18 protein-coding genes are annotated in these 26216 nt (G+C 44.7%); 12 read left to right on the top strand and 6 right to left on the bottom strand.

Going from position 1 to position 26216, the window contains the following annotated elements:
• Positions 1-32: 32 nt before the first annotated feature.
• Positions 33-1049, bottom strand: coding sequence for a LacI family DNA-binding transcriptional regulator (locus CKQ84_RS02100; protein WP_105249930.1), 1017 nt, complete (start codon positions 1047-1049; stop codon positions 33-35).
• Positions 1050-1478: 429 nt separating this feature from the next.
• Here CKQ84_RS02100 and CKQ84_RS02095 point away from each other — a divergent pair, with 429 nt between their 5' ends.
• The 3 genes from CKQ84_RS02095 to CKQ84_RS02085 all read left to right on the top strand — a co-directional run bounded on the left by CKQ84_RS02095 (position 1479) and on the right by CKQ84_RS02085 (position 6507).
• Entirely contained in the window at positions 1479-4103 is a 2625-nt protein-coding gene (locus CKQ84_RS02095) for a TonB-dependent receptor (protein WP_105249929.1), read from the top strand.
• Positions 4104-4252: 149 nt separating this feature from the next.
• On the top strand, positions 4253-5776 hold the full coding sequence (locus tag CKQ84_RS02090; protein ID WP_105249928.1) for a tryptophan halogenase family protein: 1524 nt from the start codon (positions 4253-4255) through the stop codon (positions 5774-5776).
• Between the two features lie 44 nt (positions 5777-5820).
• Positions 5821-6507: a SapC family protein gene (locus CKQ84_RS02085; RefSeq protein ID WP_105249927.1), complete on the top strand. Its 687-nt coding sequence runs from the start codon at positions 5821-5823 to the stop codon at positions 6505-6507.
• A 102-nt stretch (positions 6508-6609) separates the two neighbouring features.
• On the opposite strand, the gene CKQ84_RS02080 is transcribed toward CKQ84_RS02085, so the two are convergent.
• Positions 6610-7527 carry a sulfite exporter TauE/SafE family protein gene (locus CKQ84_RS02080; RefSeq protein ID WP_105249926.1) on the bottom strand — a complete coding sequence of 306 codons (918 nt, stop codon included), beginning with the start codon at positions 7525-7527 and terminating at the stop codon, positions 6610-6612.
• Positions 7528-8022: 495 nt separating this feature from the next.
• On the opposite strand from CKQ84_RS02080, the gene CKQ84_RS02075 reads away from it, so the two are divergent.
• The 8 genes from CKQ84_RS02075 (at position 8023) to nagP (ending at position 20130) form a co-directional block, all read left to right on the top strand.
• Positions 8023-9036, top strand: a complete 1014-nt coding sequence (locus tag CKQ84_RS02075; RefSeq protein WP_105249925.1) for an ABC transporter substrate-binding protein — start codon at positions 8023-8025, stop codon at positions 9034-9036.
• Positions 9036-10523: a methyl-accepting chemotaxis protein gene (locus tag CKQ84_RS02070; protein WP_105249924.1), complete on the top strand. Its 1488-nt coding sequence runs from the start codon at positions 9036-9038 to the stop codon at positions 10521-10523. Before CKQ84_RS02075 ends, CKQ84_RS02070 begins: the two co-directional genes overlap by 1 nt.
• Before the next feature lie 28 nt (positions 10524-10551).
• On the top strand, positions 10552-13350 hold the full coding sequence (locus CKQ84_RS02065) for a family 20 glycosylhydrolase (RefSeq protein ID WP_105249923.1): 2799 nt from the start codon (positions 10552-10554) through the stop codon (positions 13348-13350).
• Positions 13351-13573: 223 nt separating this feature from the next.
• Positions 13574-14509, top strand: a complete 936-nt coding sequence (gene nagK, locus CKQ84_RS02060; RefSeq protein WP_105249922.1) for an N-acetylglucosamine kinase — start codon at positions 13574-13576, stop codon at positions 14507-14509.
• Positions 14510-14526: 17 nt separating this feature from the next.
• A complete protein-coding gene (gene nagB-II, locus CKQ84_RS02055; protein ID WP_028760900.1) occupies positions 14527-15525 on the top strand; it encodes a glucosamine-6-phosphate deaminase NagB-II in 999 nt (332 codons plus the stop codon).
• A gap of 189 nt (positions 15526-15714) precedes the next feature.
• Positions 15715-16884 carry an N-acetylglucosamine-6-phosphate deacetylase gene (nagA, locus tag CKQ84_RS02050; protein WP_105249921.1) on the top strand — a complete coding sequence of 390 codons (1170 nt, stop codon included), beginning with the start codon at positions 15715-15717 and terminating at the stop codon, positions 16882-16884.
• Positions 16885-17353: 469 nt separating this feature from the next.
• Entirely contained in the window at positions 17354-18508 is a 1155-nt protein-coding gene (gene nagX, locus CKQ84_RS02040; protein ID WP_105249920.1) for a transmembrane glucosamine N-acetyltransferase NagX, read from the top strand.
• A 323-nt stretch (positions 18509-18831) separates the two neighbouring features.
• Positions 18832-20130, top strand: a complete 1299-nt coding sequence (nagP, locus tag CKQ84_RS02035) for an N-acetylglucosamine MFS transporter NagP (RefSeq protein ID WP_105252977.1) — start codon at positions 18832-18834, stop codon at positions 20128-20130.
• 81 nt (positions 20131-20211) lie between these two features.
• Here nagP and CKQ84_RS02030 read toward each other — a convergent pair whose 3' ends face one another.
• The 4 genes from CKQ84_RS02030 to CKQ84_RS02015 all read right to left on the bottom strand — a co-directional run bounded on the left by CKQ84_RS02030 (position 20212) and on the right by CKQ84_RS02015 (position 24411).
• Positions 20212-20934: a TorF family putative porin gene (locus tag CKQ84_RS02030; protein ID WP_105249919.1), complete on the bottom strand. Its 723-nt coding sequence runs from the start codon at positions 20932-20934 to the stop codon at positions 20212-20214.
• Between the two features lie 183 nt (positions 20935-21117).
• Positions 21118-21483 (bottom strand): cupin domain-containing protein, encoded by a 366-nt coding sequence (locus CKQ84_RS02025; RefSeq protein ID WP_105249918.1) that lies wholly within the window; start codon positions 21481-21483, stop codon positions 21118-21120.
• 30 nt (positions 21484-21513) lie between these two features.
• Positions 21514-23004, bottom strand: coding sequence for a CoA-acylating methylmalonate-semialdehyde dehydrogenase (locus CKQ84_RS02020; RefSeq protein WP_105249917.1), 1491 nt, complete (start codon positions 23002-23004; stop codon positions 21514-21516).
• A 72-nt stretch (positions 23005-23076) separates the two neighbouring features.
• Positions 23077-24411: an aspartate aminotransferase family protein gene (locus CKQ84_RS02015; RefSeq protein WP_105249916.1), complete on the bottom strand. Its 1335-nt coding sequence runs from the start codon at positions 24409-24411 to the stop codon at positions 23077-23079.
• A gap of 280 nt (positions 24412-24691) precedes the next feature.
• Here CKQ84_RS02015 and CKQ84_RS02010 point away from each other — a divergent pair, with 280 nt between their 5' ends.
• Positions 24692-26188, top strand: a complete 1497-nt coding sequence (locus tag CKQ84_RS02010) for an aldehyde dehydrogenase (protein WP_028760892.1) — start codon at positions 24692-24694, stop codon at positions 26186-26188.
• Positions 26189-26216 lie beyond the last annotated feature (28 nt).

Here is a 26216-nt window from a genome sequence, read left to right as displayed (position 1 = left end):
GAGATAGAAAGAGAGCAAATATGCTCTCTTTTTTATTGTTTAGGAATTGCCGACGAGTCACGAATGATAGGTTCTGGTGTAAAGGTTCTAGAATATATGGCATCTTGCTCGCGACGTTTTGCTATTAATAATTCAGTAGCAACCTGAGCAATTTCTGCGTTTGGCTGATGTACTGTGGTAAGTTTAGGCCAGGTTTGACGTGAGAATGGGCTATCTTCGAAACCGACAATTGATAAATCAACGGGTATGTCTAAACCCGCTAAACGAGCCGCAAAAAGTGCACCAGCGGCAATTTCATCGTTACAAGCAACAATCGCCGTCGGGCGATTTTTTAGTTTGATGAGCTTGTTAGCACCATCAACACCGGACTCAAATGAGTACTTCCCTTCAATTATGTAGTTTTCATTCAGCTTTAGGTTATTTATTGTTAATGCCTGTTTAAAACCAAGTAATCGCTCTTTGGTGGATTCATGGTGTAAATCTCCGCTTAAAAAAGCGATATGCTTGTGGCCTAAATCAATCAGATGCTGGGTGATTTGAACTGCACCGAATTTATCGTTGACTAAAATAGTCAACCCATTCTGATCGTTGTCCTTTTCTCCCGCAATAATGCGCACATAGTTAGCATCAATTTCAGTGAGTGCTTTGAGTACTTTAGGATTTTCTGACAAGGGAGGTGTTAGTACTAATCCTGCGAGCCTAGAATATTTGACTAGTGCTGTAAGCTCATCACATATGGTCTCTGATTTGGCATTGCAAGGGTGGATGACAAGTTCATAGCCCTTGTCTTTACAGGCTGACAAAATCCCATTTTGCATATCAATAATATAGTAAGCGTTTGGATTATCGTAAATAAAACCAATAGCATAGGATTTAGTTCCTGCTAGATTTCTTGCTGCTAAATTAGGTTGGTAGTTAAGTGCTTTTATCGCCTCGTTCACTTTGTCAACGGTGGCCTGCTTCACTGAAGGTTCGTTATTGGTTACACGGGATACTGTCTTGATAGACACTCCAGCATATTTAGCTACGTCGTTGATAGTGACTTTCATTGATGTAAAAACTCTTTGTCTAAGGTCGCGAGGGGTTAACTGTTCTATGAACGTAAATTCTTTACCTGCAATTTACAAGCTTACATTTTTTATCAGTTTTTTCTGACTTATACATCTTATAGTGCGAGCTTTTGATGTGCTTAGCAATCCTGAATTGTTACAAATTGGCGTTAATTTATCATTGTTATAATTATGCTGAGAGTTGTAAATTTACGTCATAATATTAAAGCTCATGTTTTATAATGGTTTTTAATAAAACTACTGATTCAAAATTCTGCTTTATGACATTTTTTTGCTTCCATCGTTATTTTGTTGTGGCAAGGCTGTTAATTATTGTGTAATGTTTGCACTAGACATGACAGCGTTGTCATTCCTCGGGGAATGGTTATGAATACTAAAACGATAATAAAGTTATGGAAGGGAAACGAGATGCGACCATCAACCTTTAAGAAAACTGTACTAGCTACAAATATTGCTATCCTACTCGGCAGTGCTGTATCCATTAGCGCTGTTGCTGCAGACGCCGTGGCAACCACCGCAGCACCTGAAAATATTGAAAAAATTGAAGTTCGCGGTATGAGAGCATCAATGAAGGCATCAGTTAACGACAAACGTTTTTCTGATGCTGTAGTGGATGCGGTCACAGCAGAAGATATTGGTAAATTTCCAGATGGAGATGTGGGTGAGTCTTTAGGACGCATTCCTGGTGTTGCGGTTAATCGTCAATTTGGTCAAGGCCAACAAGTATCAATTCGTGGTGCTTCAAGCCAGTTAACCAGTACTCTATTAAATGGTCATTCTGTGGCTTCAACGGGTTGGTTTGATCAACAAGCTATTGACCGTAGCTTCAATTACAGTCTATTACCACCAGAAATGGTGGGCGGTATTCAAGTTTTCAAATCATCTCAGGCAGATATTGCCGAAGGTGGTATTGGTGGTACTGTAATTGTTAAAACCCGTAAACCATTAGATTTAGATGCAAATTCTGTATTTTTAAGTACAAAGGGGGATTACGGCACTGTATCTGAAGAGATTGATCCACAAACCTCAGGACTTTATAGCTGGAAAACGGAAGATGAAAAGTTCGGTTTCTTAGTCGCAGGTTCTTTAGATAAAACTCAATATCAACGTAATGGTATCGAATCTTTACTAGGTTGGGGAGAGATAGTTCCGACCACATTCCAGCAAGACCGAGAGCGTACCGCTGTTAATGCTGCATTCCAATACAGACCAACTGATAATCTTGAGTTTGGTTTGAATTTGATGAGCCTTCAACTTGATGCAAACAATGCTAATACTTCAATTTTCTTATTTCCTACTCAGCAGGGTGAAAATACTTGCCTTAAGAAAAATGCTGCAGGCGTATGTACATTAGTTGAGCACACAGGTAAAGGTGGATTTGCTTGGGCTCAAACTTGGGCACGTAAAGCGAGTATGTCTTCTGACACAATTGATTTGGATTTTGCATATCAGGCAGATGCTTATAAGTTAGAAGGTCGTATTGGTAAGACCAAAGCTGAAGGTGGTACCGATTTAACTTCAAACTATGGTCAGTCTATTGGTAAACCTGAAGATTTCGCGGGTATCTATGATGCTACTGGCGATGTCATTGATATTAACATTGCAAACAACGCATTTGATGCTTCTGATTTTAATGGAAAATTAGAAACAGCGGGTTGGGCTCTAAAAAAACAACCTAATACGGATGAAGAGTCCTTTGCGACATTTGACATTACTATTCCTGTTGAGCTAGGTGCTATTACGTCATTTAAATCAGGCATTAGTTATGCCGATCATGATGTTACTCAAACTACCGAGGCTGCTCAATCCTCTAATATAGTAGCAAAAGATGCATCAGCTTATTATTCTGGTACTATGTCATCTGGCGCAGGCTTCACCTTACCTAAGCCCATTTTTGATAACATGATTAATGATGCCTATGCTGCTATCGATGGTTTTACTCTCGATAAATCAGGATATGGCACACTGCAAGAAAAGAATTTAGCGCTCTATACTATGGCTACATTCGCTGGTGAAGGCGTTCGTGGTAACTTCGGTTTAAGATATGTGTCTACTGATGTTGAATCTGATTATTATGCGTTCAGCAAAACAGGTACATATGCTGATGGTTTAAGTACTGATAAAGCCAGCTATAACGATGTTTTACCAAGTGTAAATATTGCATTTGACCTTGCAAGTGATTTAATTTTAAGAGCCTCAGCAGCTCAAGTTATTTCACGTCCAAATTATGCCGATTTATTCGCAACCTCTAAGTTACCTGGCTTCAACGATGGTACTCCTGGTAACGAGAAGAAAGTCACCGGTAGCGTAAATTTACAGCCTTTTAAAGCTTCACAAGCAGATGTCAGTTTAGAATGGTACTTCAGTGGAGAAGGTTTATTTGCAGCAACTTACTTTATCAAAGATGTAAGTTCATTTATCTCTACAAGAGAAAAACTGAATCAACAAATAGGAATTGAAGATCCCAACTTAATCACTGCTGGTGGTAGTACATGTGGTGCGGGTATTTACGATTGTTGGACTGTAAGTGAAAATTATAACGCTAATGGTGGCTCAATTGATGGTATCGAACTTCAGTTACAAGATTCATTCGATAGTGGTTTAGGTTACTCAGTTAACTACACCTTTGCAGACGCTTCATCACCAGCTGAAAACTATGCAGACCGTGTTGGAGTATTCTCTGACTCATCCAAACATACTGTAAACTTAGTTGGTTACTACGAAATGGATGATTTCTCAGCTCGGGTAGCTTATAACTGGCGTTCTGAATATATGATGCGTGAATTACCAGGGTTCTATGGTAACCGTGAACATCAAGCGTATGGCACCTTAGATTTAAGTGCTAGCTATAATCTAACAGATTATCTGTCGTTAACTTTTGAAGTGGTTAACTTGCTTGAAGAAGATAGCGTACAAAAAGGTGTATCTCCAGTGGATGCAGAGGGGGTTATTAGTGAATTTAAAGATAATTACCCTGTATGGAGTTTTGATGGTGAAGCCCGTTATAAACTCGGTGTTGCGTTGCGCTTCTAATTTAATTAGTTAGATTAATAAGAGCCTAGCAATTGCTAGGCTTTTTATTAAGCACTAAACTGCGTTAAGTTAAAAGTAATAATATTAAAGGGCTAATGGTTATCCAATATATGACTCAATGTGTTCATGCTTAATTGTAGGATCATGCTATGACTATAAGAAAAGTAGCGATAGTTGGTGGTGGGACATCAGGTTGGTTAGCTGCTAATCATTTAGGACTGGTTTTAAAGAACAATCCAGAACTCTCCATTACGCTCATCGAATCTCTAGATATCCCCATTATTGGTGTTGGTGAGGGGACTGTTCCCTCAATACGTAAATCATTATCAAGCTTTGGTATAAGTGAGTCAGACTTTATTAAATCTTGTGACGTCACTTTTAAACAGTCAATAAAGTTTGTAAATTGGCTCGATCGAGCAAAGCACGGAAACAATAATTTTTATCATCACCTTTTTGATATGCCGAGTCCATTGGGTGAGGATTTGACACCATATTGGTTAACTCATCCAAGAGAGCACTTTGCCGATTTAGTCTCGCCACAGCATGCCGTTTGTGAGGAAAATAAAGGACCTAAGTTTATAACAACTCCGGAGTATGGTGGCGTTATGGGTTATGCTTACCATCTTAATGCCGCAAAGTTTGCTAAGTTATTAGCTAAAAATGCCATTGAACGATTTAATGTTGAACATATTTATGCAACGGTAAATGATATTTCTTTAGAGAAAGATGGTTCTATTTGTTCATTGTTGACAGATAAAGGGGAGTTATTTTTTGATTTATATATTGATTGCAGTGGTTTTGAATCTATTTTGTTAGCAAAAGGATTTGATGTACCATTTATTGATAAATCACACCAACTCTTCATTAATACAGCATTAGTTGCTCAAGTGCCCACACAGGCTTTAGATCAAATTCCGCCATTTACGATTGCAACGGCTCATCAGGCAGGGTGGATTTGGGATATTGCCCTCACGCAAAGACGTGGAACTGGTTTTGTCTACTCGACTGATTATATGAGTAATGCTGAAGCTGAAGATACATTTGATCAGTACTTAGGTGGTCAACTTGCCGATCTTTCACATAGAAAAATTGCTATGAAAGTTGGTTATCGTCAGCAGTTTTGGGTAAAAAATTGTGTTGCATTAGGCTTAGCACAGGGATTTTTAGAACCGATTGAAGCGACATCTATTCTACTGACGGACTTTTCTGCACGCTTTCTTGCGGAGCGATTTCCTTCCGATAAAGATGATATTGATTATCTTGCTAAGCGCTTTAATGAAACAGTTTCTCAAGCGTGGGAGAGAGTCGTTGAATTTGCTAAGTTACATTATTGTTTATCCGACAGGTCAGACTCTGCTTTCTGGCGTGATAATCGCACCGATGAAACTATTCCTGAAGGCTTAAAACAACGTCTTAAAATGTGGCAAGATTTTATTCCAATCGCAGAGGATTTTCCTTCAAAGTTTGAAGTGTTCAACAGAGAAAATTATTTATATGTGCTTTACGGTATGAAGTATTCTACTCGACCAACTTATAGCAATGCAGAAGTTGATCAACGCGTTGTTCAACATCTGGCTAAGATGACGTTGTTAAAAAGTAAAATGATAAGTGAGTTGCCAGATCATAGAGAACTACTTGATAAAATCCGTCTCTACGGATTGCAATCTATATAGAGTTGTACGAGTTATATAGAAAAATATTAACAAGGAAAATAAAGATGACAACACATTATGTCCCTTTGAATGATTCTATTCATAGACACTTAAAAGTGAAAAACATTGTTGACTATAAATTTTTTGAAAACATGCACATGTTGCCTCTTCAGGTTCAAGAGTTCATGTCAGCAGCGACGAGCTTTCCTATTATATTTACCAAAAATTCTCAAACAGGTGAATTCTTACCTGTAGCAGTTACATCTTTAAAAGAAAACTCGAACAAATTGATGATAAATGGTAGATGGATTGCTCGTTATTTACCTATTCAAGTTCAATTGTATCCTTTTGGTGCGAGTTATATTGATAATAAAATCATTATTGGAATTGATCTAAATAACTCGTCTGTGTGTGAAAACGGTGAAAATTCTTTGTTTACAGCTGATGGCGATAATACTGCTTATCTCAATACGCTGCTAGAGTTGGCCAGTCTTCAGGCTGACTATCAGGAAATGACAAAACATTTTATTAAGACTTTAATACAGCATGAGCTATTACAGCCTAGAACATTAACAGTAAATGCTCTGGACGGTACTAAGACTAACATTAATGGTATTTATATCGTTGATGAACAAAAAATTCATGAACTAGACGAAAGCGTTATGCTGGATTTTGCAAAACGTGGATTTTATTCTGTGATTTATGCACACCTTTGTTCTCTTAGTTTAATTGATTTAGTTATGGATAAATAATATTTAAAGAATGGTGTCATGCTGTATTGGTGGCATCAAATTATACGATTTATTTATGCTAGTTTTAAATTTAAGTAATGAATATGAATCACTTATAAATTTCTAACTCGCCAACATTACGCTACCCGTCAAAATGATCCAAATGGAGAAAAAGAGTTTTAATACTTTTACTGGGAGAAAGAGTGCTAATTTACGAGCGAGTAATCCTCCGATAATGGTGCCAGGACCTGCGAATAACACTAGCTCAAAGAGGGCATGGCTATTTGTTGAAAAAATATGGATAGGGCTTGCCGACCAGACTGTAATCGCAGAAACAACAACGCCAGTGGCGACCGCCATTTTGGCGCATAGTCCCCTTATCATGAGATAAATGACGACTAATTCACCGACGCCTACCGATAACCAAGCTGTGATAATACCGCCGAAATAGCCAATGAGGGCGAGCCAAAGAAAATCGACCGGCATTATAGAGCGAGTGATTTGTGTGCTACTTTTGCTACTGATAATGATGGCGATACCAAGCACTATCGAGAAAATGCTAAAGCTGGTGTGTAGCGAAGAGGGCGAATTGAGTTGTAGTAATTGGCTACTCCAGAAACCTAAGATAGAAAAGAAGGCTGCAAGTAATGATGCTTTTACAAAACCAGACCATGCATCATCTTCTCGGTGGTGCTTTTTATAATGGAGTGACCATGAAATCGCGCCTGCTGTCATGCCAAAGCATTGGATCATAAATGAAGTCGAGACACTTTGAGACTCACTAAAGTTGAGGCTCGAAAATACCGGAATAAAGATGACGCCACCGCCAGGTCCTGTCGAGTTTGCAAATATCGCTCCTGTGATTCCTAGAAAAACGAAGCGTCCATATTCTTGGATAAGATCAAATAGCGAATGAAAATGGTTCGCCCAAAATAACCAAGCTCCACAGAGTAGTAATACCAAACTGAGGTTTAGGTAATACCGATTTAAGCGCGGAGCAGGCTGGGTATTATTGGGCACAAGTGTGTCAATGGGATTCATCAATAGCTACCGTGATCTTTGTCATGTTATCGCTATGTTATCAATGAAAGACAGCGTTGTCACATAAGCTTGGATAAATAAATTAAACATTTTAAGTATATGAAAAATTAGCATTAATTATGTCTTTTCATAAAAAATAACAATAATTGTCAAAAAAATGTAGAAATCCTGTTCTTTCTTGTGTACTTTAATGATGACAGCGCTGTCATCTGCTTGTGTGACGCGTTGTTTGTAAGGTCTGCATGAGAGGATGAGGTCTCCTTATCATGTGTTTGGCAGGAGTATTGCTGTCGGGCGGCGATACGTTTGTCTTTGATATTTTGATAGTCTCTCCCCAGAAACTAGCGTGGGCTGGGTACTGTAAGCAGTGCCCAGCCATTTTTTTAGGATGTTTTTACGGTATTACTCAACTGCCTACCTCAGCACTTGAACGTTAGCGGCATAGATAAATAAAACTCACTGGTATAAACCAGATAATAAAAGAGGCTGCAATTTATGGCGATTCATTTAACGGCTGCGATGCGTGTCATTGCAATTGGCATGTCGAGTGTCATTGGCCATGTCGCACTCATCATGACAAGAAGAACGGTTTGCATACCCCTGTTTATAATGGCATTAGCGTTTTTTTCGGCATTTTCCTCTTTTGCTGTATTTGCTACCGACACAGCTATAAACCATTTAGCTTCAAATTCTGATGTGTCTAAATCGTCTGCACAGGTATCAAAAAAAATCACCACCGCGATACAGCAGGAATGGTTGCTAAAGTTACTTGATGAAGCACTGCGGCGCTCGGATTCGGGTTATAAAGCGCAAGAAATGCCGACTCAAATGAATCAAAAGCGCAAAGTCGAAGAAGCACTCGCTGGGACAGTAGACGTGTTTTGGAGCATGACCTCAAAAGAATTGGAAGAAACTGTGCTTCCCGTGCGCATTCCATTGTTTAAAGGGTTACTCGGTAATCGGCTGCTGATTATCCGTAAATCGGATGAGGCACGATTTGCTAATGTGAAAACCATGGCGGATTTTAGGCAGTTAAAGGCCGGGCAAAATCGTTATTGGCCCGATGCAACGATTTTAGAAGCCAATGGATTACCCGTCGTCACTAGCTATCAGTACACCAATTTATACCCCATGTTAGAAGGCGGGCGTTTCGATTATCTTGCCCTCGGCGCCCAGGAAATTGGCGAAGAACTCGCAAATCACCCCGATCCCGCACTTAAGGTCGATAGCCATATCCTGCTGCAATATCGTTCGCCAGCTTATTTCTTTGTTTCCCCTAAGCGCCCCGAACTTGCTGCGGCCATTTTAGCCGGGCTTGAAAGTATGGTAAGCGACGGCTCTTTTGATGAGATGTTTAATCGCGAGCTTAAAATTGAGCAACTGTATCGTGAGGCTAAGTTTGAACTACGGGTGATTATCCGTCTTGATACACCTGATTTAAGTCCATTAACACCAATAGAACGCACAGAATTATGGTTAGATCTTTTTAGTATGCAAGGTGCAAAATAATGAAAACATTAGCCTTAAAAGTACAGATTGGATTAGCGGCAGCAATTTTTATGATTGTTAGCGTTCTGTTTGGTGCATCTTACTGGTTGGCGAGCGATAAATTGGCTGCCAGTGAAACTGAGTTTGAAGAAAATACCGTCGCCAATTTACAAGTCACTATGGCGCAGCCTATCTTCACCTACGACTATGAGCAGATCCGTGCAGTGCTATCTGTGATGCTTAAATCTGCGCAAATTTATCATATTGTCGTGAGTGACCATCGCGGTAAAGTGTTAGCCGAAAGTCAACAGGCTCAAACAGTGGCCGATGAGTATCTAGTGAAGCGTGAAATTCAATTTGCTGATCAAGGTAACCCAACGGGCCAATTGGCTATTCAGTTTTCTATGTTGCCTATTCGCGCTCAGTTGTCAGATTTACTCTTAGGTTATTTCTTGCAGGCGTTGTTAATTCTCGGTGGCAGTTTAATTGTTATCTTCATTATTCTTAAACGTTTAGTGATTAATCCACTTGAAAATGTGGTCCGTGCTATGGAAGAAATTGCCAGCGGTGACGATGATTTATGCCACAGATTACCCGTCGAGAGTCAGGATGAGATTGGCCAGCTCGCTAAGGCATTTAATGGTTTTGTTGAGCAAATTCACGGCACGATTTCCAGAGTGCACGAAACCTCAGGGCAATTACTGGGCGATGCCAAAGCGCTGGGGTCACTGTCGCAAACCAATAATGATCGTGTGCAAACCCAATTAAAAGAAACCGAGGCGGCAGTGACGGCTGCAACTCAGCTGAGCGCCAGTGCCAATGAAGTCGCCATTAATGCGAAACGCACCGCGGATGCGGCGAGTCAGGCCGATAAAGTGGTCGATGACAGCCAGCGGCAGTTCGATTCGGGATTAGACATTACTCGTAAACTGGCATCTGAATTAGCCTGCTCGGCATTGTCTGTCTCACAGTTACAGCAAGAAACCCAAAAAATTGATGAAGTGGTTGTGGTGATCAACAGTATTGCCGAGCAAACCAACTTACTGGCGCTTAATGCTGCCATTGAAGCGGCAAGGGCGGGTGAACAAGGGCGCGGTTTTGCTGTGGTGGCCGACGAAGTGCGCACGCTGGCGAGCCGAACCCAACAGGCAACTGGTGAGATCCAGAAGATGATCCAGCAGGTCCAGAGCCGAGTGGCCGAAACAGTCACTGTGATGCAAGCGAGCCAAGCCCTCTCAACTCAGGGCGTTAACCGCTCAGAAGAAATTAAGTTAGTACTCACTAAAGTGACTGATTTAGTCTCAAATATCAGTAATATGAACATCGAAGTTTCCCATGCGGCGCAGGAGCAAACCTGCGTCACCGAAGCGATTTCTCGTACGTTAAATGATCTTGCCAATGTCTCAGGTTCAGCCTCACTCGATAGCGAGCACTTAGCGCACTCGAGCGAGCGACTGTTTCACCAAGGGGAAAGACTGCGGACGTTAGTAACTTCCTTCAGATTGTAGCCATTTCTGGAGCTAGATAAGGATAATCATGAAAAAAACACTTTCAGCAAGCGCCATTTTACTGGCTTTAGGATTAGCGGCCTGTTCCGAGGCGCCTGTGACGCCTTCCGTAGCGTCAGCCGATAAGGCTGTGGCTCAAACACAGCAAGCTCAGGACGCATTAACTCAAGCGCAGTTACAACAACTCGGGGATTCGTTAGTCGTAACTTACCGTGTTGTGACCAATGTGCCAGACGATAAGTGCCTAAAAGATAAAGCCGATGGTCGCTGTTTTGTCGCTCAAATTGATTTCGTGCCCGGTATGGATTTAGCTAGCCAAGATTGGGAAATTTATTTAAGCCAAATGCGCCCTGTGCAATCGGTTGAAAGCGGTGAATTGACGATAACGCACGTTAAAGGCGATTTACATCGTATTACGCCAACGGCTGCTTTTAAGGGATTTGTTAAGGGCGAGAAAAAGCAACTGACATTCCGTGGTGAGCCGTGGCAATTGGCTGAAACCGACGCTATGCCAAACTATTACCTCGCAGCAAAAGGATTAGAACCCGTCATTATCGCCAGCACTCAGGTGGGTAAAGATGCTGAAACGGGTTTAGAGACGCGTCCGTATGTTGAAGGGGTTACGAATTTTCAAACCCAATATCAACGCACTGAAACAGATAAACTCGCACCAGCCGATGCCGCGCAATTATTTAAAGCTAATCAAAGCGTGAGTGAGGATGCCGCCTTGGCTGTGGATACCATTATTCCAACGCCACAAAAGGTGAAGATCCATTCAACCGATAGACAAGTATCCCTTGCTGGTGGTATTAAGCTTGAATATCAGCAAGATAACCTAGAGCAAAAGCGTCAAGTTGCGGCGGCGGTGGTACGTTTAGCTCGCCTAGGTGTGGCTGAATCTGCGAGTGGCATTACGGTGAAATTTGCCAGCCAAAAAGGGGATGAGGGCAGTTATCGCTTAGATATTCAGCCAACTGAAATTGTGATTGCTGCCAATGATGCGGCGGGCTTCTCTTACGGTTTGTCATCATTAGCAAGCCTTGTGGATGTGAATTCGCTGAAAGTGAATGCGATGACCATTGAAGACAGCCCACGTTATCCGTTTCGTGGTATGCACATTGATGTGGCACGTAATTTCCACAGCAAACAATTGTTGCTGGATTTGCTCGACCAAATGGCGGCTTATAAGCTCAATAAACTGCATTTACACATGGCTGACGATGAAGGTTGGCGACTCGAAATCGACGGGCTACCTGAGCTGACCGACATCGGTAGTAAACGTTGTCATGATCTTGCTGAAAATACCTGTCTGTTACCGCAACTGGGCAGTGGTCCTTTTGCGGAGTCGAGCGTTAATGGTTTCTATACTAAACAAGACTATATCGACATAGTGAAATATGCCGAGGCGCGTCAAATTCAAGTGATCCCATCGATGGATATGCCGGGTCACAGCCGCGCCGCGATTAAAGCGATGGATGCGCGTTTTCGTCGATTACAGGCTGAAGACGTAGAGCTTAAAAACACGGGTAAAGTGCAAGTTGTCCCTGTGCAGGAAACGGCAAATCAAGCTAGCACAGCGGTAAAAGCGTTAGATGCGGGCGCTCGTCAATTGCAAGCTGAAGGGAAAACCACTGCAGCTGAGCAATATTTGTTATCCGATGAAAACGACAAAACGGTTTATTCTTCAGTGCAATATTACGACGACAACACGCTTAACGTCTGCATGGAGTCGACTTATCACTTTGTCGATAAAGTGATTGATGAAATTGCCAAGTTACACCAAGCCGCGGGTCAACCATTGACGCGTTACCACATTGGTGCCGATGAAACGGCGGGAGCTTGGAAACAATCTCCGCAGTGTTTAGCATTTGTCGCCAATAACGATAAAGGCGTTAAGTCGATAGATGACTTAGGCGCTTATTTTATTGAACGAATTTCGACTATGTTAGCGGCAAAAGGCATTGAAGCAGCAGGATGGAGTGATGGTATGAGCCATGTTCGCCCTGAAAATATGCCCGCTAAGGTGCAGTCTAATATTTGGGATGTGATTGCCCACAAAGGTCATTCGCGCGCCAATCAGCAGGCAAATCTCGGCTGGGAAACCGTACTTTCTAATCCTGAGGTGTTGTACTTTGACTTCCCCTATGAGGCCGATCCTAAAGAGCATGGTTATTATTGGGCGAGCCGCGCGACCAATAGCCATAAAGTCTTTAGCTTTATGCCTGATAATTTAGCCGCTAACGCCGAGCAATGGACCGATATTGAAAATCAGCCATTCGAAGCGGATGACAGAATAAAACTTGATGAGGCGGGTAACAAAGTCTCGGGCCCAAGGGAGAAAGGCAAACCTTTTACTGGCTTGCAAGGGCAGATTTGGAGTGAGTCGATTCGCAGTGACGATACGATTGAATACATGGTGTTTCCGCGTTTGTTGATGTTGGCTGAGCGTGCTTGGCATCAAGCCGTATGGGAAGTACCTTATCAATATCAAGGTGCTGTATATAATCAAAGCTCGGGTGCTTTTACCTTAACCATGCGTGATGCACAGGCAAAGGAGTGGCAACAACTCGCGAATACCTTGGGCCACAAAGAGTTTATCAAGCTAGATAAAGCGGGGATTGATTATCGCGTACCGACGGTCGGCGCCGAGATCCGTGACGGTAAACTGTTTGCTAATATCGCCTATCCCGGCCTTAAACTCGAATACCGTAGCCTCAATGGCCAATGGCAAGCTTATCAAGCGGGATTGGCGGTCACTGCACCGATTGAGATCCGCGCCATTGCGGCCGATGGTATTCGTAAAGGCCGAAGTTTAATCGTTAACTAAATCAATTTTTATATCTGGCTGTATTTTAAAGATAAAATACAGCCTTTTTGTTTTTCTGTGTCAGTGATTTCCTAAATTTGATTTTAGATCATAAATCACTTAAAAAATTAAATGACAACGCTGTCATTTTTGCTGTAACATTGAGTTAACTAAAGTTGAGCGCTGTATTAACGGCAAATAATAAGCAACGGTAGCGCTGCATTGATAGGTGAAGAGGGGTGTCATGGGGTTAGTCCAGACAAAAGATCAACCACTGTTTATAGGTGTAGATGGAGGCGGTAGTAAATGCCGAGCCACCATCTACTCAGCAGAGGGTACCGTTTTAGGGACAGGTGTTGCTGGACGCGCAAATCCACTGCATGGTCTAACACAAACATTTGAATCCATTGAAGCATCGACTCGCCTAGCGTTGCTGGATGCGGGCATGAACGAGAGCGATAGTCACTTGCTGGTGGCGGGTCTTGGTCTTGCTGGCGTAAATGTCCCTAGGTTATATCAAGATGTTATCAACTGGCAGCATCCTTTTGCAGCTATGTATGTCACTACCGATTTGCATACGGCTTGTATTGGTGCCCACCGCGGTGCCGATGGCGCTGTGATCATCACGGGTACTGGCTCTTGCGGTTATGCCCATGTTGGTGATACCAGCTTGAGTATTGGTGGTTATGGTTTTGCATTGGGCGATAAGGGCAGCGGTGCTTGGCTTGGATTAAAAGCTGCGGAACACGTGCTGTTAGCACTCGATGGCTTTGCCGTACCAACTCGATTAACCTATATGCTGTTGAATGAGTTTGGTGTCACCGATGCGCTAGGCATTGTCGAAAATCTAGCGGGTAAATCATCAAGTTGCTACGCCGCATTAGCCAGAAGCGTACTCGATTGTGCCAATGAAGGTGACGCAGTCGCGACTGCCATAGTGCAAGAAGGTGCTGATTATATTAGCGAAATGGCGCGTAAGTTATTTAGCTTAAATCCGGTGCGTTTTTCTATGATCGGTGGTCTTGCTGAGCCTTTACAAGCTTGGCTCGGTGCCGATGTGGTCGCTAAGATTTCAGAAACCTTAGCACCACCCGAACTCGGTGCTATGTATTTCGCCCAGCAAGAATTTAATAAGTCGTTGTCAGTGCACATAGGCACTGAAGCCAAATCCTGTATTTGAACGTGAAGGTAAAAGACATGACAAACACTATTATGGAACAAGAAGCACGCACTGCACCGCAAAAAATTGCGGGTCAATTAGAAGCTAACGCTGACATCATGCAGCAGTTAGGTGAGAAACTGCGCGCCTTCGCCCCTCGTTTTGTGATGATAGTAGGTCGCGGCTCATCGGATCATGCGGGAGTGTTCGCTAAATACTTATTTGAGATTGAAGCGGGTGTACCGACCTTCGCCGCCGCACCTTCAGTGGCGAGTGTGTATGGTAAAACCTTGAAACTCGAAGGCGCGTTAGTCATTGTGATTTCACAATCTGGCCGGAGCCCTGACATTTTGGCGCAGGCGCGTATGGCAAAAAATGCCGGTGCTTTCTGTGTTGCCTTAGTGAATGATGAAAGTGCACCGATTAAAGATATCGTCGATGTCGTTGTGCCTTTACGTGCCGGCGAAGAAAAAGCCGTTGCCGCGACTAAGAGTTACCTCGCGACGTTGTCGGCGATTTTACAACTCGCCGCCGCTTGGACTCAAAGCGAATCGCTCGCTAGCGCCGTAGCGTCTTTACCCCAAGCGCTGCAAACGGCGGTGGACGCTGAGCCACAACTCACGCCAGAATCCGTTGCCGACGTGAAGAACTTAGTCGTACTCGGCCGTGGTTTAGGTTATGCGGTATCCAAGGAAATCGCGCTTAAGCTAAAAGAAGTGTGTTCAATCCATGCCGAAGCGTTCAGTAGTGCCGAGTTCCTCCACGGTCCTGTGACTTTAGTTGAGAAAAAACTCACTATTGTTGATGTGTGCATTGGCGATGAATCCTACGCTAGCCATATCGAACAGATTGAAAACGTGAGCCAACGCGGCGCCGATTTAGTGCATCTGAATCAAACCTCGACTGACATTCACCCACGTGTGGCGCCGTTAGCGTTATTACAACGTTTCTATATCGATGTGGCTGCGGTTGCGATTGCCCGCGGTATCGATCCTGATCAACCGGCTGGCCTTAAAAAAGTGACCCAAACGCTTTAAGCTGCCCAGCTTTAAGTGGCAAAGTTTAAGAGGCTTAGGTGCTGCGGATTAGATTTAGCGGACTTTTAGCTGCACGATTAAGCAGCTGCACGATTAAACCTGTTCAGCTAAGCTCGTGCAGTTAAGCCCTCGCAGTGAACTTAATTTAAGACTTAAGTCACTCGTGTTATTTATTGAAAGAGGTTTGCGATGAAAATCACCTTGATCGCCGAGCGTATTTTTGATGGTGAATATTTCCATCAAGATGTGCCTGTGACTGTTGAAGACGGGCACATTCTGGCGTTTGATACGGTTGTTGGCGCGAAGGAAATCCGCCAAGCCGGAACGCTGGTGCCTGGTTTTATCGATGTACAAGTGAACGGCGGCGGCGGGGCGTTATTCAATGCCAATCCGAGTGTTGATTGTATTGAGACTATCGGCCGTGCCCATGCGCGTTTTGGCACGACAGGATTTTTACCCACACTTATCACCGATGATGTCAGCGTGATGGCCGATGCGGCCGATGCCGTGGCCGAGGCTTTAGTCAAAGGTAGCGCTGGTGTTTTAGGGGTGCATTTTGAAGGGCCACATTTATCTGTGCCTAAAAAAGGTGTGCATCCACAGGGCTTTATTCGCGAAATCACCGATGCTGAACTCGCCGTATTTTGTCGTCAAGATCTGGGGATTAAAGTGGTCACGCTTGCGCCTGAGAATGTGTCACCAGAGGTGATCCGCACGCTTGTCGCCTCGGGCGTTAAGGTGTGTTTGGGTCATTCTAATGCCGACTACGATACTGTGGTTGCGGCATTAGCGGCAGGCGCTACGGGCTTTACTCACCTTTATAATGCTATGTCTCCTCTAGGTTCCCGTGAGCCAGGCATGGTTGGTGCGGCGATTGAGAGTGAAACCGCTTGGTGTGGTTTGATTGTCGATGGTCACCATGTGCATCCCGCTGCGGCAAAGGTTGCACTAAGGGCAAAACCGAGAGGTAAAATGATGTTAGTCACTGATGCTATGCCGCCTGTCGGTATGGACGATGAGACTAGCTTCGAGCTTTTTGGTACTCGAGTGCTGAGAGTCGGCGACAGATTAAATGCCGTGACAGGTGAGCTGGCGGGTTGTGTGCTCGATATGGCGACTGCGGTCAATAATACGGTGAACTTATTAGGTTTACCTTTGGCGGAAGCCTTGAGAATGGCGGCGTTATATCCCGCACAGTTCCTCGGGATTGACAATAAAGCTGGCCGTTTAGCACTGGGACATAGGGCTGATTTTGTTTTGCTCGATGCGCATAACAAAGTGCAGGCAAATTACATTGCGGGACGGGCCGTCTATTCAGGGCCTATTTATGCGGGCCAGGCAATAGGGGTACACCCTTAAATTGCTTTTGCAGTTTAGGTGATTTTTAACATCTATACCCAAACTACCTGAAAATGCAGGATTCAGCGGGAATTTAACGCACTTTAGGCAATGCCATTTATTGCTCCTGCATAAATGGCATTCACGCCATCCATGGCGATTGCGGTTATTTGCAGACCTAGTGGACTAAGTTAAAAATAACCAACGCAGTATAAAGTGCGTTAAAACCCGCCAGGACGGAGTGCCTAGGGCGCTCCACTTCCGTGTTGCATCAATTCAAAAGGTGGCCGACATTCTTTCATTGATGCGCCTTGAATTGAAGCACCCTAGGCGCTCTGAAACTCGTATCTTCAGGTAGCTTGGGTATAGCCCTTGTCGTATTTTGATGACAGGGGCTAAGTTTTTTTATTGTACAGCACTAATTTTAAACAGTATTAGTTTTGCTCAAATTTTATAAAAGCTTTTAATAACAATAATAAAGGATGATGGCATGGGGACTACACAGACAAACGCAATTATGCCAGCAAAGGTGAATAAACCTAGGTTGATGTCTCTGGATGCACTGCGCGGCTTCGATATGTTTTGGATTTTGGGCGGTGAGGCCCTGTTTGGGGGCTTGCTTATTTTAACGGGCTGGGCAGGTTGGCAATGGGGCGATGAACAAATGCACCATAGCCAATGGCATGGTTTTCACTTCTACGATTTGATTTTTCCGCTGTTTATTTTCCTCTCTGGTGTGGCCTTAGGTTTATCTCCCAAACGTTTAGATAAATTACCGATGAAGGATCGATTACCTGTGTATCGGCATGGGATTAAACGACTCTTTTTATTGCTGCTACTGGGCATTTTATATAATCACGGTTGGGGTACGGGCGCGCCTGCCGATCCTGAAAAAATTCGCTATGCCAGTGTGTTAGGTCGAATCGCCTTTGCATGGTTCTTTGCCGCATTACTGGTGTGGCATACGAGCTTACGAACGCAAGTTATTGTCGCCTTGGGCATTTTACTCGGTTATGGCGCAATGCAACTTTGGTTGCCTTTCCCCGGTGGACAGGCAGGCGTGCTCTCGCAAACTGAATCCATCAATGCCTATGTCGATTCGATTTTATTGCCCGGCATAAGCTATCAGGGGCGCACGCCCGATCCTGAAGGTTTATTGTCGACCATCCCCGCCATAGTCAATGCGTTAGCGGGTGTGTTTGTCGGCCACTTTATTGTTAAATCCCATCCTAAAGGTGAGTGGGTCAAAGTGGGATTACTCGCCGTAGCGGGTGGTGCTTGCTTAGCCTTAGGTTGGCTGTTGGATCTTATTATTCCGGTCAATAAAGAGCTGTGGACCAGTTCATTTGTGCTGGTGACGTCGGGCTGGAGTATGATCCTGCTGGCGGCATTCTATGCATTAGTCGATGTGCTTAAGTGGCAAAAAACCGCATTTTTCTTTGTGGTGATTGGCACCAATGCCATCATTATTTACCTAGCGTCGAGTTTAGTGGATTGGAAATATATCGCCCAAAGCGTGTTTGGCGGCTTAGTGATGGCTTTGCCTGAAAGCGCTCAAGCGTTAGCTGCGGTTATCAGCTTACTTGCGGTGCAGTGGCTGGTGTTATATTGGATGTATCGCCGCAATATTTTTGTCAGCATTTAGTCAGTTGGCTTAATAGCTTGAGCCGCACACACTCAGTGTCTGCGGCTTTTTTTACATTATTTTCTGGATGTGAGTCATCACTTACTTATAACTTATCAGTTGGCCAATCGATGATTACGAGGGAATATTCGCGAGAATTTATTAAATGACAGCGTTGTCTTTTTGTATTATTTGTTTTAACATCACTGAAACAATGGTGCGTTTGGATGATAACATTAGCCATTGCGGACGAGTCGCGATACGGATATTCGGGAACTTAGGCATTAATTTAAACCCCGTTATCACCTCAATAATTAATTACTATAAGAAGCAGGTTTATGGAAATGACACTCGATAAAAGCCAGCAGAAAAGCAGCTTTCTCCCCATGGCCATAGTGGCCGCTCTCTTTTTCATCCTCGGATTCGCCACTTGGTTGAATGGTTCTTTGATGCCTTATTTGAAACAAATATTGCAACTCAATCCCTTTCAAGCGTCGTTGATCCTGTTTTCTTTCTACATTGCAGTGACCTTTACTGCTTTGCCATCCGCTTGGCTTATTCGCAAAGTCGGCTATAAGAATGGTATGGCGATAGGCATGGGCGTGATGATGTTGGCGGGCTTACTGTTTATCCCTGCTGCGGAAACACAAATATTTGCCCTATTCCTTTTCGCCCAATTAGTGATGGGCGCAGGCCAAACCCTATTACAAACTGCGGTTAATCCTTATGTGGTGCGTTTGGGGCCTGAAGAATCTGCGGCCGCGCGCGTCAGTGTGATGGGGATTTTGAATAAAGGTGCAGGTGTGATTGCGCCTTTGGTGTTTTCGGCGTTGATTTTAGACAGCTTTAAAGACCGTATTGGTACTGAGCTAACTCAAGTACAAATTGAAGAAATGGCTGACGGTTTAGTATTCCCCTATTTAGGCATGGCCATTTTTATCGGTATCTTAGCGCTAGCGGTAAAAAAATCACCTTTGCCAGAGTTGTTGAATGAAGATGAAGCTGCTGAAAATACGGATAAAGGGCAACTTAAAGCGGCATTATCTCACCCTAACTTAGCCTTTGGCGTGTTAGCGCTGTTTGTTTATGTTGCTGTAGAGGTTATTGCTGGCGATACCATTGGTACATTTGCTTTGTCTTTAGGCATAGAGTCATACGGTGTTATGACTTCCTATACTATGGTGTGTATGGTGTTGGGTTATTCTTTAGGTATCCTGTTAATTCCTCGTTTTATTTCACAGCCTAAGGCTTTGATGGTGTCGGCTATTCTGGGTTTGTTACTGACGTGCGGTATTTTGTTTGGCGACAATAATTCCTACGCTATTGCTAATGTTTTGTTAGTGCCTTTTGGCGGTGTGGCGCTGCCCGATACTTTGTTGATGATTGCTTTTCTTGGTTTAGCTAATGCGATTGTTTGGCCTGCGGTGTGGCCGCTAGCTTTATCTGGTATGGGTAAATTGACCAGTACAGGTTCTGCGCTTCTCATCATGGGGATTGCAGGTGGCGCCTTTGGTCCAGTGTCTTGGGGCTTAATGAGTTCGGCGACAGATATGGGCATGCAGGGTGGTTATATTGTGATGTTGCCATGCTACTTGTTCATCCTTTTCTACGCGGTGAAAGGCCATAAAATGCGTAGTTGGTAGTCAAGTCTGTTTGAACCGCTAAAAAGAAGCCCTCGATGATGAGGGCTTTTTGTGTCTTAGTTAATCTAACCTAAGGCGAAATTAAAATGCGTAACTTACGCTAGCAAGTACGGTATCTGAGTTTTTGAATGCGCCATCAGAGACTTTTTGGTCACCGCTGAGATCTGTGCCTAACCAAGCGAGAGAAAGCCCAAAGCTTGCCAATTCAGTCGATACACCAATGGAGTAATCTGAGTAGCTATCAAAACCTTCACCGTCATCTAATGCATCACCCACGTTATAGCCGTAGTGCAGATCGAGACTCCAGTTTTCAACAAATTCATAGGAATAGTTAAGCTCGGCATAGTGATAGTCTAAATCAGTACCACCGTAATCATTGGTAAACCAATAGGCTAGGCGAAAGCCCTTAAATTCCATACCCGTAATCACTTCGAAATAACCTATATCACTCTCGCCTGAGTAGTTATAACGGTTAAGGGTGATGTCGTAGGTCAGATCTTCGTTGATCTCACCACCATAGGCGACATAGAAATCGTATTCGATCGCTGGGCCGTTATAACCTGGCTCATCAAAATCCACGTTACTTGCCCAAGCGCCGACAGAGAAACCCGAATCGAAGCTCCAATCGATACCACCTTGCAGGGCAGGATCGCCAGCGGTTTGTGATACGCCGCGAAAACGATAGTCGTTAGTAAGACTAATTTCCCCAGTCACTTCGGCGGCGGCAATGCCGGAGAATAGGGTCGTGGTTAGCGCGAGTCCGACAAGCTGTACCAGCCGTTTTTTTTTCAGATTGTTATGCACGGTATTTCTCCCATTTTCTTTGTTGACTCGGACGTGTTACTGGCGACCATGGTTATTCAATCGCGCCAGTGCATCCGTTGGTTTGCCAAACAACAGCCTAGGAAAACCCGTTGCTGTGACCTCATGGCGAGTTATTGCTAAGATAACTTAGCTTTTTTGAGGCTAACATCAGCCTCGTTGATCTCACTTTTGTTCGAAAATGACGTAAACCTTGCGGCAGGGCTCCACGACTTCCCAAGTGCCTTGAAAACCCGCGGGTATGATAAACCTGTCACCCACAGTGAACGTCTGCGATTGACCTTGAAGATCTGTGATAACACTCATCCCTTCGAGGATTTCGCAGTACTCGTATTCAGTGTAGTTTATTTTCCAAGCGCCTGATTCACTTTGCCAAATTCCACTGTGAAATTGATCACAAGGGCTAGAATAATGATTCTCTAGCCCTTGAGTTGGATTGCCTACTAACAACTTTTCCGCCGGTAACTGATAGGTTTCGACGGGTGTTTGCGCCGTAGCAAAGCGAATAATGGCGTTGATACTCACAGTCATTTGCGATTTCCTTGTTGAGCTGACATTCGGCTATTTCATCGTTGGCATCATAAACTCGGCTTGAGTCTGTTTACCCACGGGCCAGCGGGCCGTTATTGCCTTACGCTTGGTATAAAAACGCACGCCATCGGGACCATGCATATGCAGCGGCCCAAACAGTGAACGCTTCCAACCGCCAAAACTGTGGAACGCCATTGGTACTGGGATCGGCACGTTCACTCCAACCATACCGACTTGCACGTGGTGGCAGAAATGCCTTGCCGCTTCACCACTTTGGGTGAAAATCGCCGTGCCATTGCCAAATTCGTGTTGGTTAATCAGCTCAAGCGCCGTTGGGTAATCTTTCACGCGCACAATCGCCAGCACTGGGCCAAAGATTTCTTCGCGGTAGATGCTCATTTCAGGCGTGACATGGTCGAATAGACAGGCGCCGAGGAAATAACCCTGTGGATTTTCTTCAACACTCAGTTTACGGCCATCGACCAGCAGCACTGCACCTTCTTGCACACCGGCTTCAACATATTGGGTGACCTTGGCAAGGTGTTGTTTTGAGATCAGCGGACCCATTTCCATCTCTGGCGTTAGGCCGTTGCCGACTTTTAAGGTTTGGATTTGCGGTAGCAGTTTTTCCACTAACGCGTCGCCCACATCGCCTACCGCGAGTACGACTGAAATTGCCATACAACGCTCACCAGCACTGCCGTAAGCGGCACCCATTAAGGCGCTAACGGCTTGATCTAAATCTGCATCTGGCATGAGTAACATATGGTTTTTCGCGCCGCCTAAGGCTTGCACGCGTTTGCCATGTTTAGAGGCTGTACTGTAGATGTATTCAGCAATCGGCGTTGAGCCCACAAAGCTCACCGCTTGCACATCTTTATGGGTGAGTAAGGTATCGACGGCTTCTTTGTCGCCGTTAATCACGTTAAACACGCCATCGGGAAGACCCGCTTCTTTAAGCAGCTCGGCAATCCGCATCACCGAGCTTGGGTCTTTTTCCGAGGGTTTCATAATAAAGGTGTTACCGCAGGCAATCGCGATTGGGAACATCCACATGGGAACCATCACAGGGAAGTTAAAGGGCGCTATGCCTGCGACAACACCTAAAGCTTGATTAACTGACCAAGAATCGACGCCGCCACCGACTTGCTGGGTGTGTTCACCTTTAAGCAAGTGCGGAATACCACAGGCAAATTCGACCACTTCGAGACCACGGATCAACTCGCCCTTAGCATCGTCGATCACTTTGCCGTGCTCACGGGTGATAAGCTGCGCCATTTCATCTAGGTGCTGCTCGACTAAGGCTTTGAATTTAAACAGCACTCGAGCACGGTTGAGCGGCGTGACTTGCGACCAGGTTTCAAAGGCGGTTTTAGCGATTGCGATGGCTTCACCCACTTCAGTTTCGCTTGCGAGTGAGACTTGGCCACGTAGTTCACCCGTGGCGGGTTCAAAAATATCTTGGGTTCTGGTACTGGCAGGGGTGTGCTGACCATTAACAAAGTGAGTGATCTTGAGCATAGTTAACCTTTGAAGTTCCCCGCCGCAGCGGGGTGTTAAATGTGAGAGTGGAACGAACAGCTAGTGCTATTATCAAACGGCGTTAATGGCATCGCTTAGGCTATTAACCATTTGGTCAATCTCGCGTTTATCGACAATCAGTGGTGGTGACATGGCAATAATGTCTCCCGTGGCTCGCACTAAAGTGCCGTGGCGGAAGCAGTGTTCAAACACGCCGTAACCCCGTTTACCCGCGCCTTGAGCGTTAGGGGAGAATTGAATCCCCGCCACTAATCCTGTGTTGCGGATATCAATCACATTCGGCAACCCTTTGAGGCTGTGCACTGCGTCTTCAAAGTAGCGTTCAAGCTCAAAACTGCGCTCGAATAATTGCTCATGCTCATAAATTGATAGTGTGGCAAGTGCGGCTGCTGCTGCGACTGGATGACCGGAATAGGTGTAACCGTGGAAAAACTCAATCAGCTCAGTAGGGCCTTGCATGCAAGTGTCGTGGATAAAATCTTGCACGAACACTGCGCCCATAGGGATGGCGCCGTTATTGATGGCTTTAGCAGTGGTGATCATGTCTGGAATAACGCCCCAACGCTGACTCGCAAAAGCGGCGCCAACGCGGCCAAAAGCGGTGATGACTTCGTCAAAAATCAGTAGGATGCCGTGTTTTTTGGTGATTTCACGTAGACGTTTTAAGTAACCTTGTGGCGGCAATATCACCCCTGCTGAGCCTGACATTGGTTCAACGATCACGGCGGCAATATTTTCGGCGCCATGCAGGGTCACTAGTTGTTCTAATACTTCGGCTTTTTCAGCGCCAAAGTGTGAGAGTCCACGGGTAAATGCCGCATTTTGGATATCTAAGGTGTGCGGTAAGTGATCGACGCCTTGCAATAATTGGCCACTAAATGCTTTGCGGTTATTGCTTAATCCACCCACAGAGATGCCGCCAAAGCCGACACCGTGGTAACCCATTTCGCGCCCGATAAAGCGGGTGCGTGAGGCTTGACCATTGGCTCTGTGATAGCAAAGTGCCATCTTAAGCGCAGTATCGACGGACTCAGAACCTGAGTTAGTAAAGAAGACTTTGTTTAATCCTTCTGGACTGAGCTCGACTAAACGCTCGGCAAGTTCAAAGGCAATAGGATGACCCATTTGGAAGGAGGGTGCGTAGTCCATCTCTTTAATTTGTTTGCTGACCGCTTCGCTGATTTCCTTGCGACCATGGCCTGCGTTACAACACCATAAACCGGCGGTGGCATCTAATACCTTATTACCATCAATATCCGTGTAATACATGCCTTCCGCTTTGGTGAGTAACCGCGGGTTGGTTTTGAATTGGCGGTTGGCGGTAAAAGGCATCCAGAAATGTTCAAGTGAGGGTGCGCTTGAGGAATTGAGCGGCAAATCGGCCATAGTGTCTACCTTGTCCTGTATTTTCAGGTCTTGTTTTAGGGTGGCTAATATTTGCTATGCTATGTTAGAAATAATGAACATGGAAGAGCCGTGTGCAGTTATTTGTGGCAAAAAAGCTATTTTTGTAAAAAATATTGAATTTTATTGCTTAAACAGCGTAACCTGAAACTCGGATTATGACTGTGATGATGTTTAGCATTTGCGTTAAAGTCGTCACAGACCACTATTTTCTTGTCGATGAACGATAAACCACACCTATACGAATTATTAAGAGGTCATCATGAGCACACCGAAGAAACGCAGCGAATGGGAAAGTCTGGCTGCCAGCCTGTCTATTAATGGTAAGGCGTTTATCAATGGCGAATACCAAGATGCCGTTTCGGGTAACACCTTTGATTGTATTAGTCCTATTGATGGTCGCTTGTTGGTAAAAGTGGCGAGTTGCGATCTTGCAGATGCTAATCTTGCGGTTGCTAATGGCCGCAGTGTATTCGAGTCTGGTGTTTGGTCGCAGCAATCTCCGGTAAAGCGCAAACAAGTGATGATACGTTTCGCCGAGTTACTGGAAGAAAATGCCAATGAACTCGCGCTGTTAGAAACCCTCGACATGGGTAAACCAATTCGTTTCTCCAAGGCTGTGGATGTGGCGGGGGCTGCCCGTGCGATTCGCTGGTCTGGCGAAGCGATTGATAAAATTTACGATGAACTCGCGCCAACCGCTCACAATGAAATTGGCATGATCACCCGAGAGCCTGTGGGGGTTGTGGCCGCGATTGTTCCGTGGAACTTCCCAATGCTGATGGCGTGTTGGAAGCTCGGGCCCGCGCTGGCCACGGGTAATAGTGTAGTGTTAAAACCCTCTGAAAAATCACCCTTAACGGCTATCCGCATGGCGCAATTGGCTATTGAAGCTGGGATCCCACAAGGCGTACTCAACGTGTTGCCAGGATTTGGTCATACCGTGGGTAAAGCCTTAGCGTTGCATATGGATGTGGATACGTTGGTGTTCACGGGGTCCACCAAAATTGCTAAACAATTAATGATTTACGCTGGTGAGTCTAACATGAAACGCGTGTGGTTAGAGGCGGGAGGCAAGAGCCCCAATATCGTCTTTAATGACGCGCCAGATCTGAAAGCTGCCGCTGTTGCTGCGGCCGAAGCCATTGCCTTCAACCAAGGTGAAGTTTGTACCGCAGGTTCGCGTTTGCTGGTGGAATCTGGGGTGAAAGATGAGCTTATCGCGCTTATTGCTGAGGAGTTAGCATCATGGCATCCGGGGCATCCACTCGATCCCGCCACTGTAAGCGGCGCCGTTGTCGATAAACAACAGTTAGACACAGTACTCAGTTACATCAAAGCAGGTAAAGACGAAGGTGCAACTTTAGTTCACGGTGGCTGCCAAGTTATGGCCGACACGGGCGGTGTATATGTGCAGCCAACGGTATTTTCTAACGTAAACAACCAAATGAAAATTGCCAGCGAAGAAATCTTTGGCCCTGTGTTATCTGTTATTGAATTTAATGGCATGGAAGAGGCGATATCGATAGCCAACGATACTATTTACGGTTTAGCCGCTGGCGTGTGGACATCGGATATTAGCAAGGCCCATAAAACCGCTAAAGCCCTGCGCTCTGGCATGGTATGGATCAACCATTATGATGGCGGCGATATGACAGCGCCATTCGGTGGCTATAAACAGTCAGGTAATGGCCGAGATAAATCTCTGCACTCCTTCGACAAATACACAGAATTGAAAGCGACTTGGATCGTGCTATAACCGCTCTTTTTTTGTCTATATAAGAGAA

Origin of the sequence: Shewanella sp. WE21, assembly GCF_002966515.1 — a bacterium.
GTDB classification, from domain to species: Bacteria; Pseudomonadota; Gammaproteobacteria; order Enterobacterales; family Shewanellaceae; genus Shewanella; species Shewanella oncorhynchi.
Note: the sequence above shows the minus strand (reverse complement) of the source record. Positions and strands in the feature narration are given on the sequence as shown.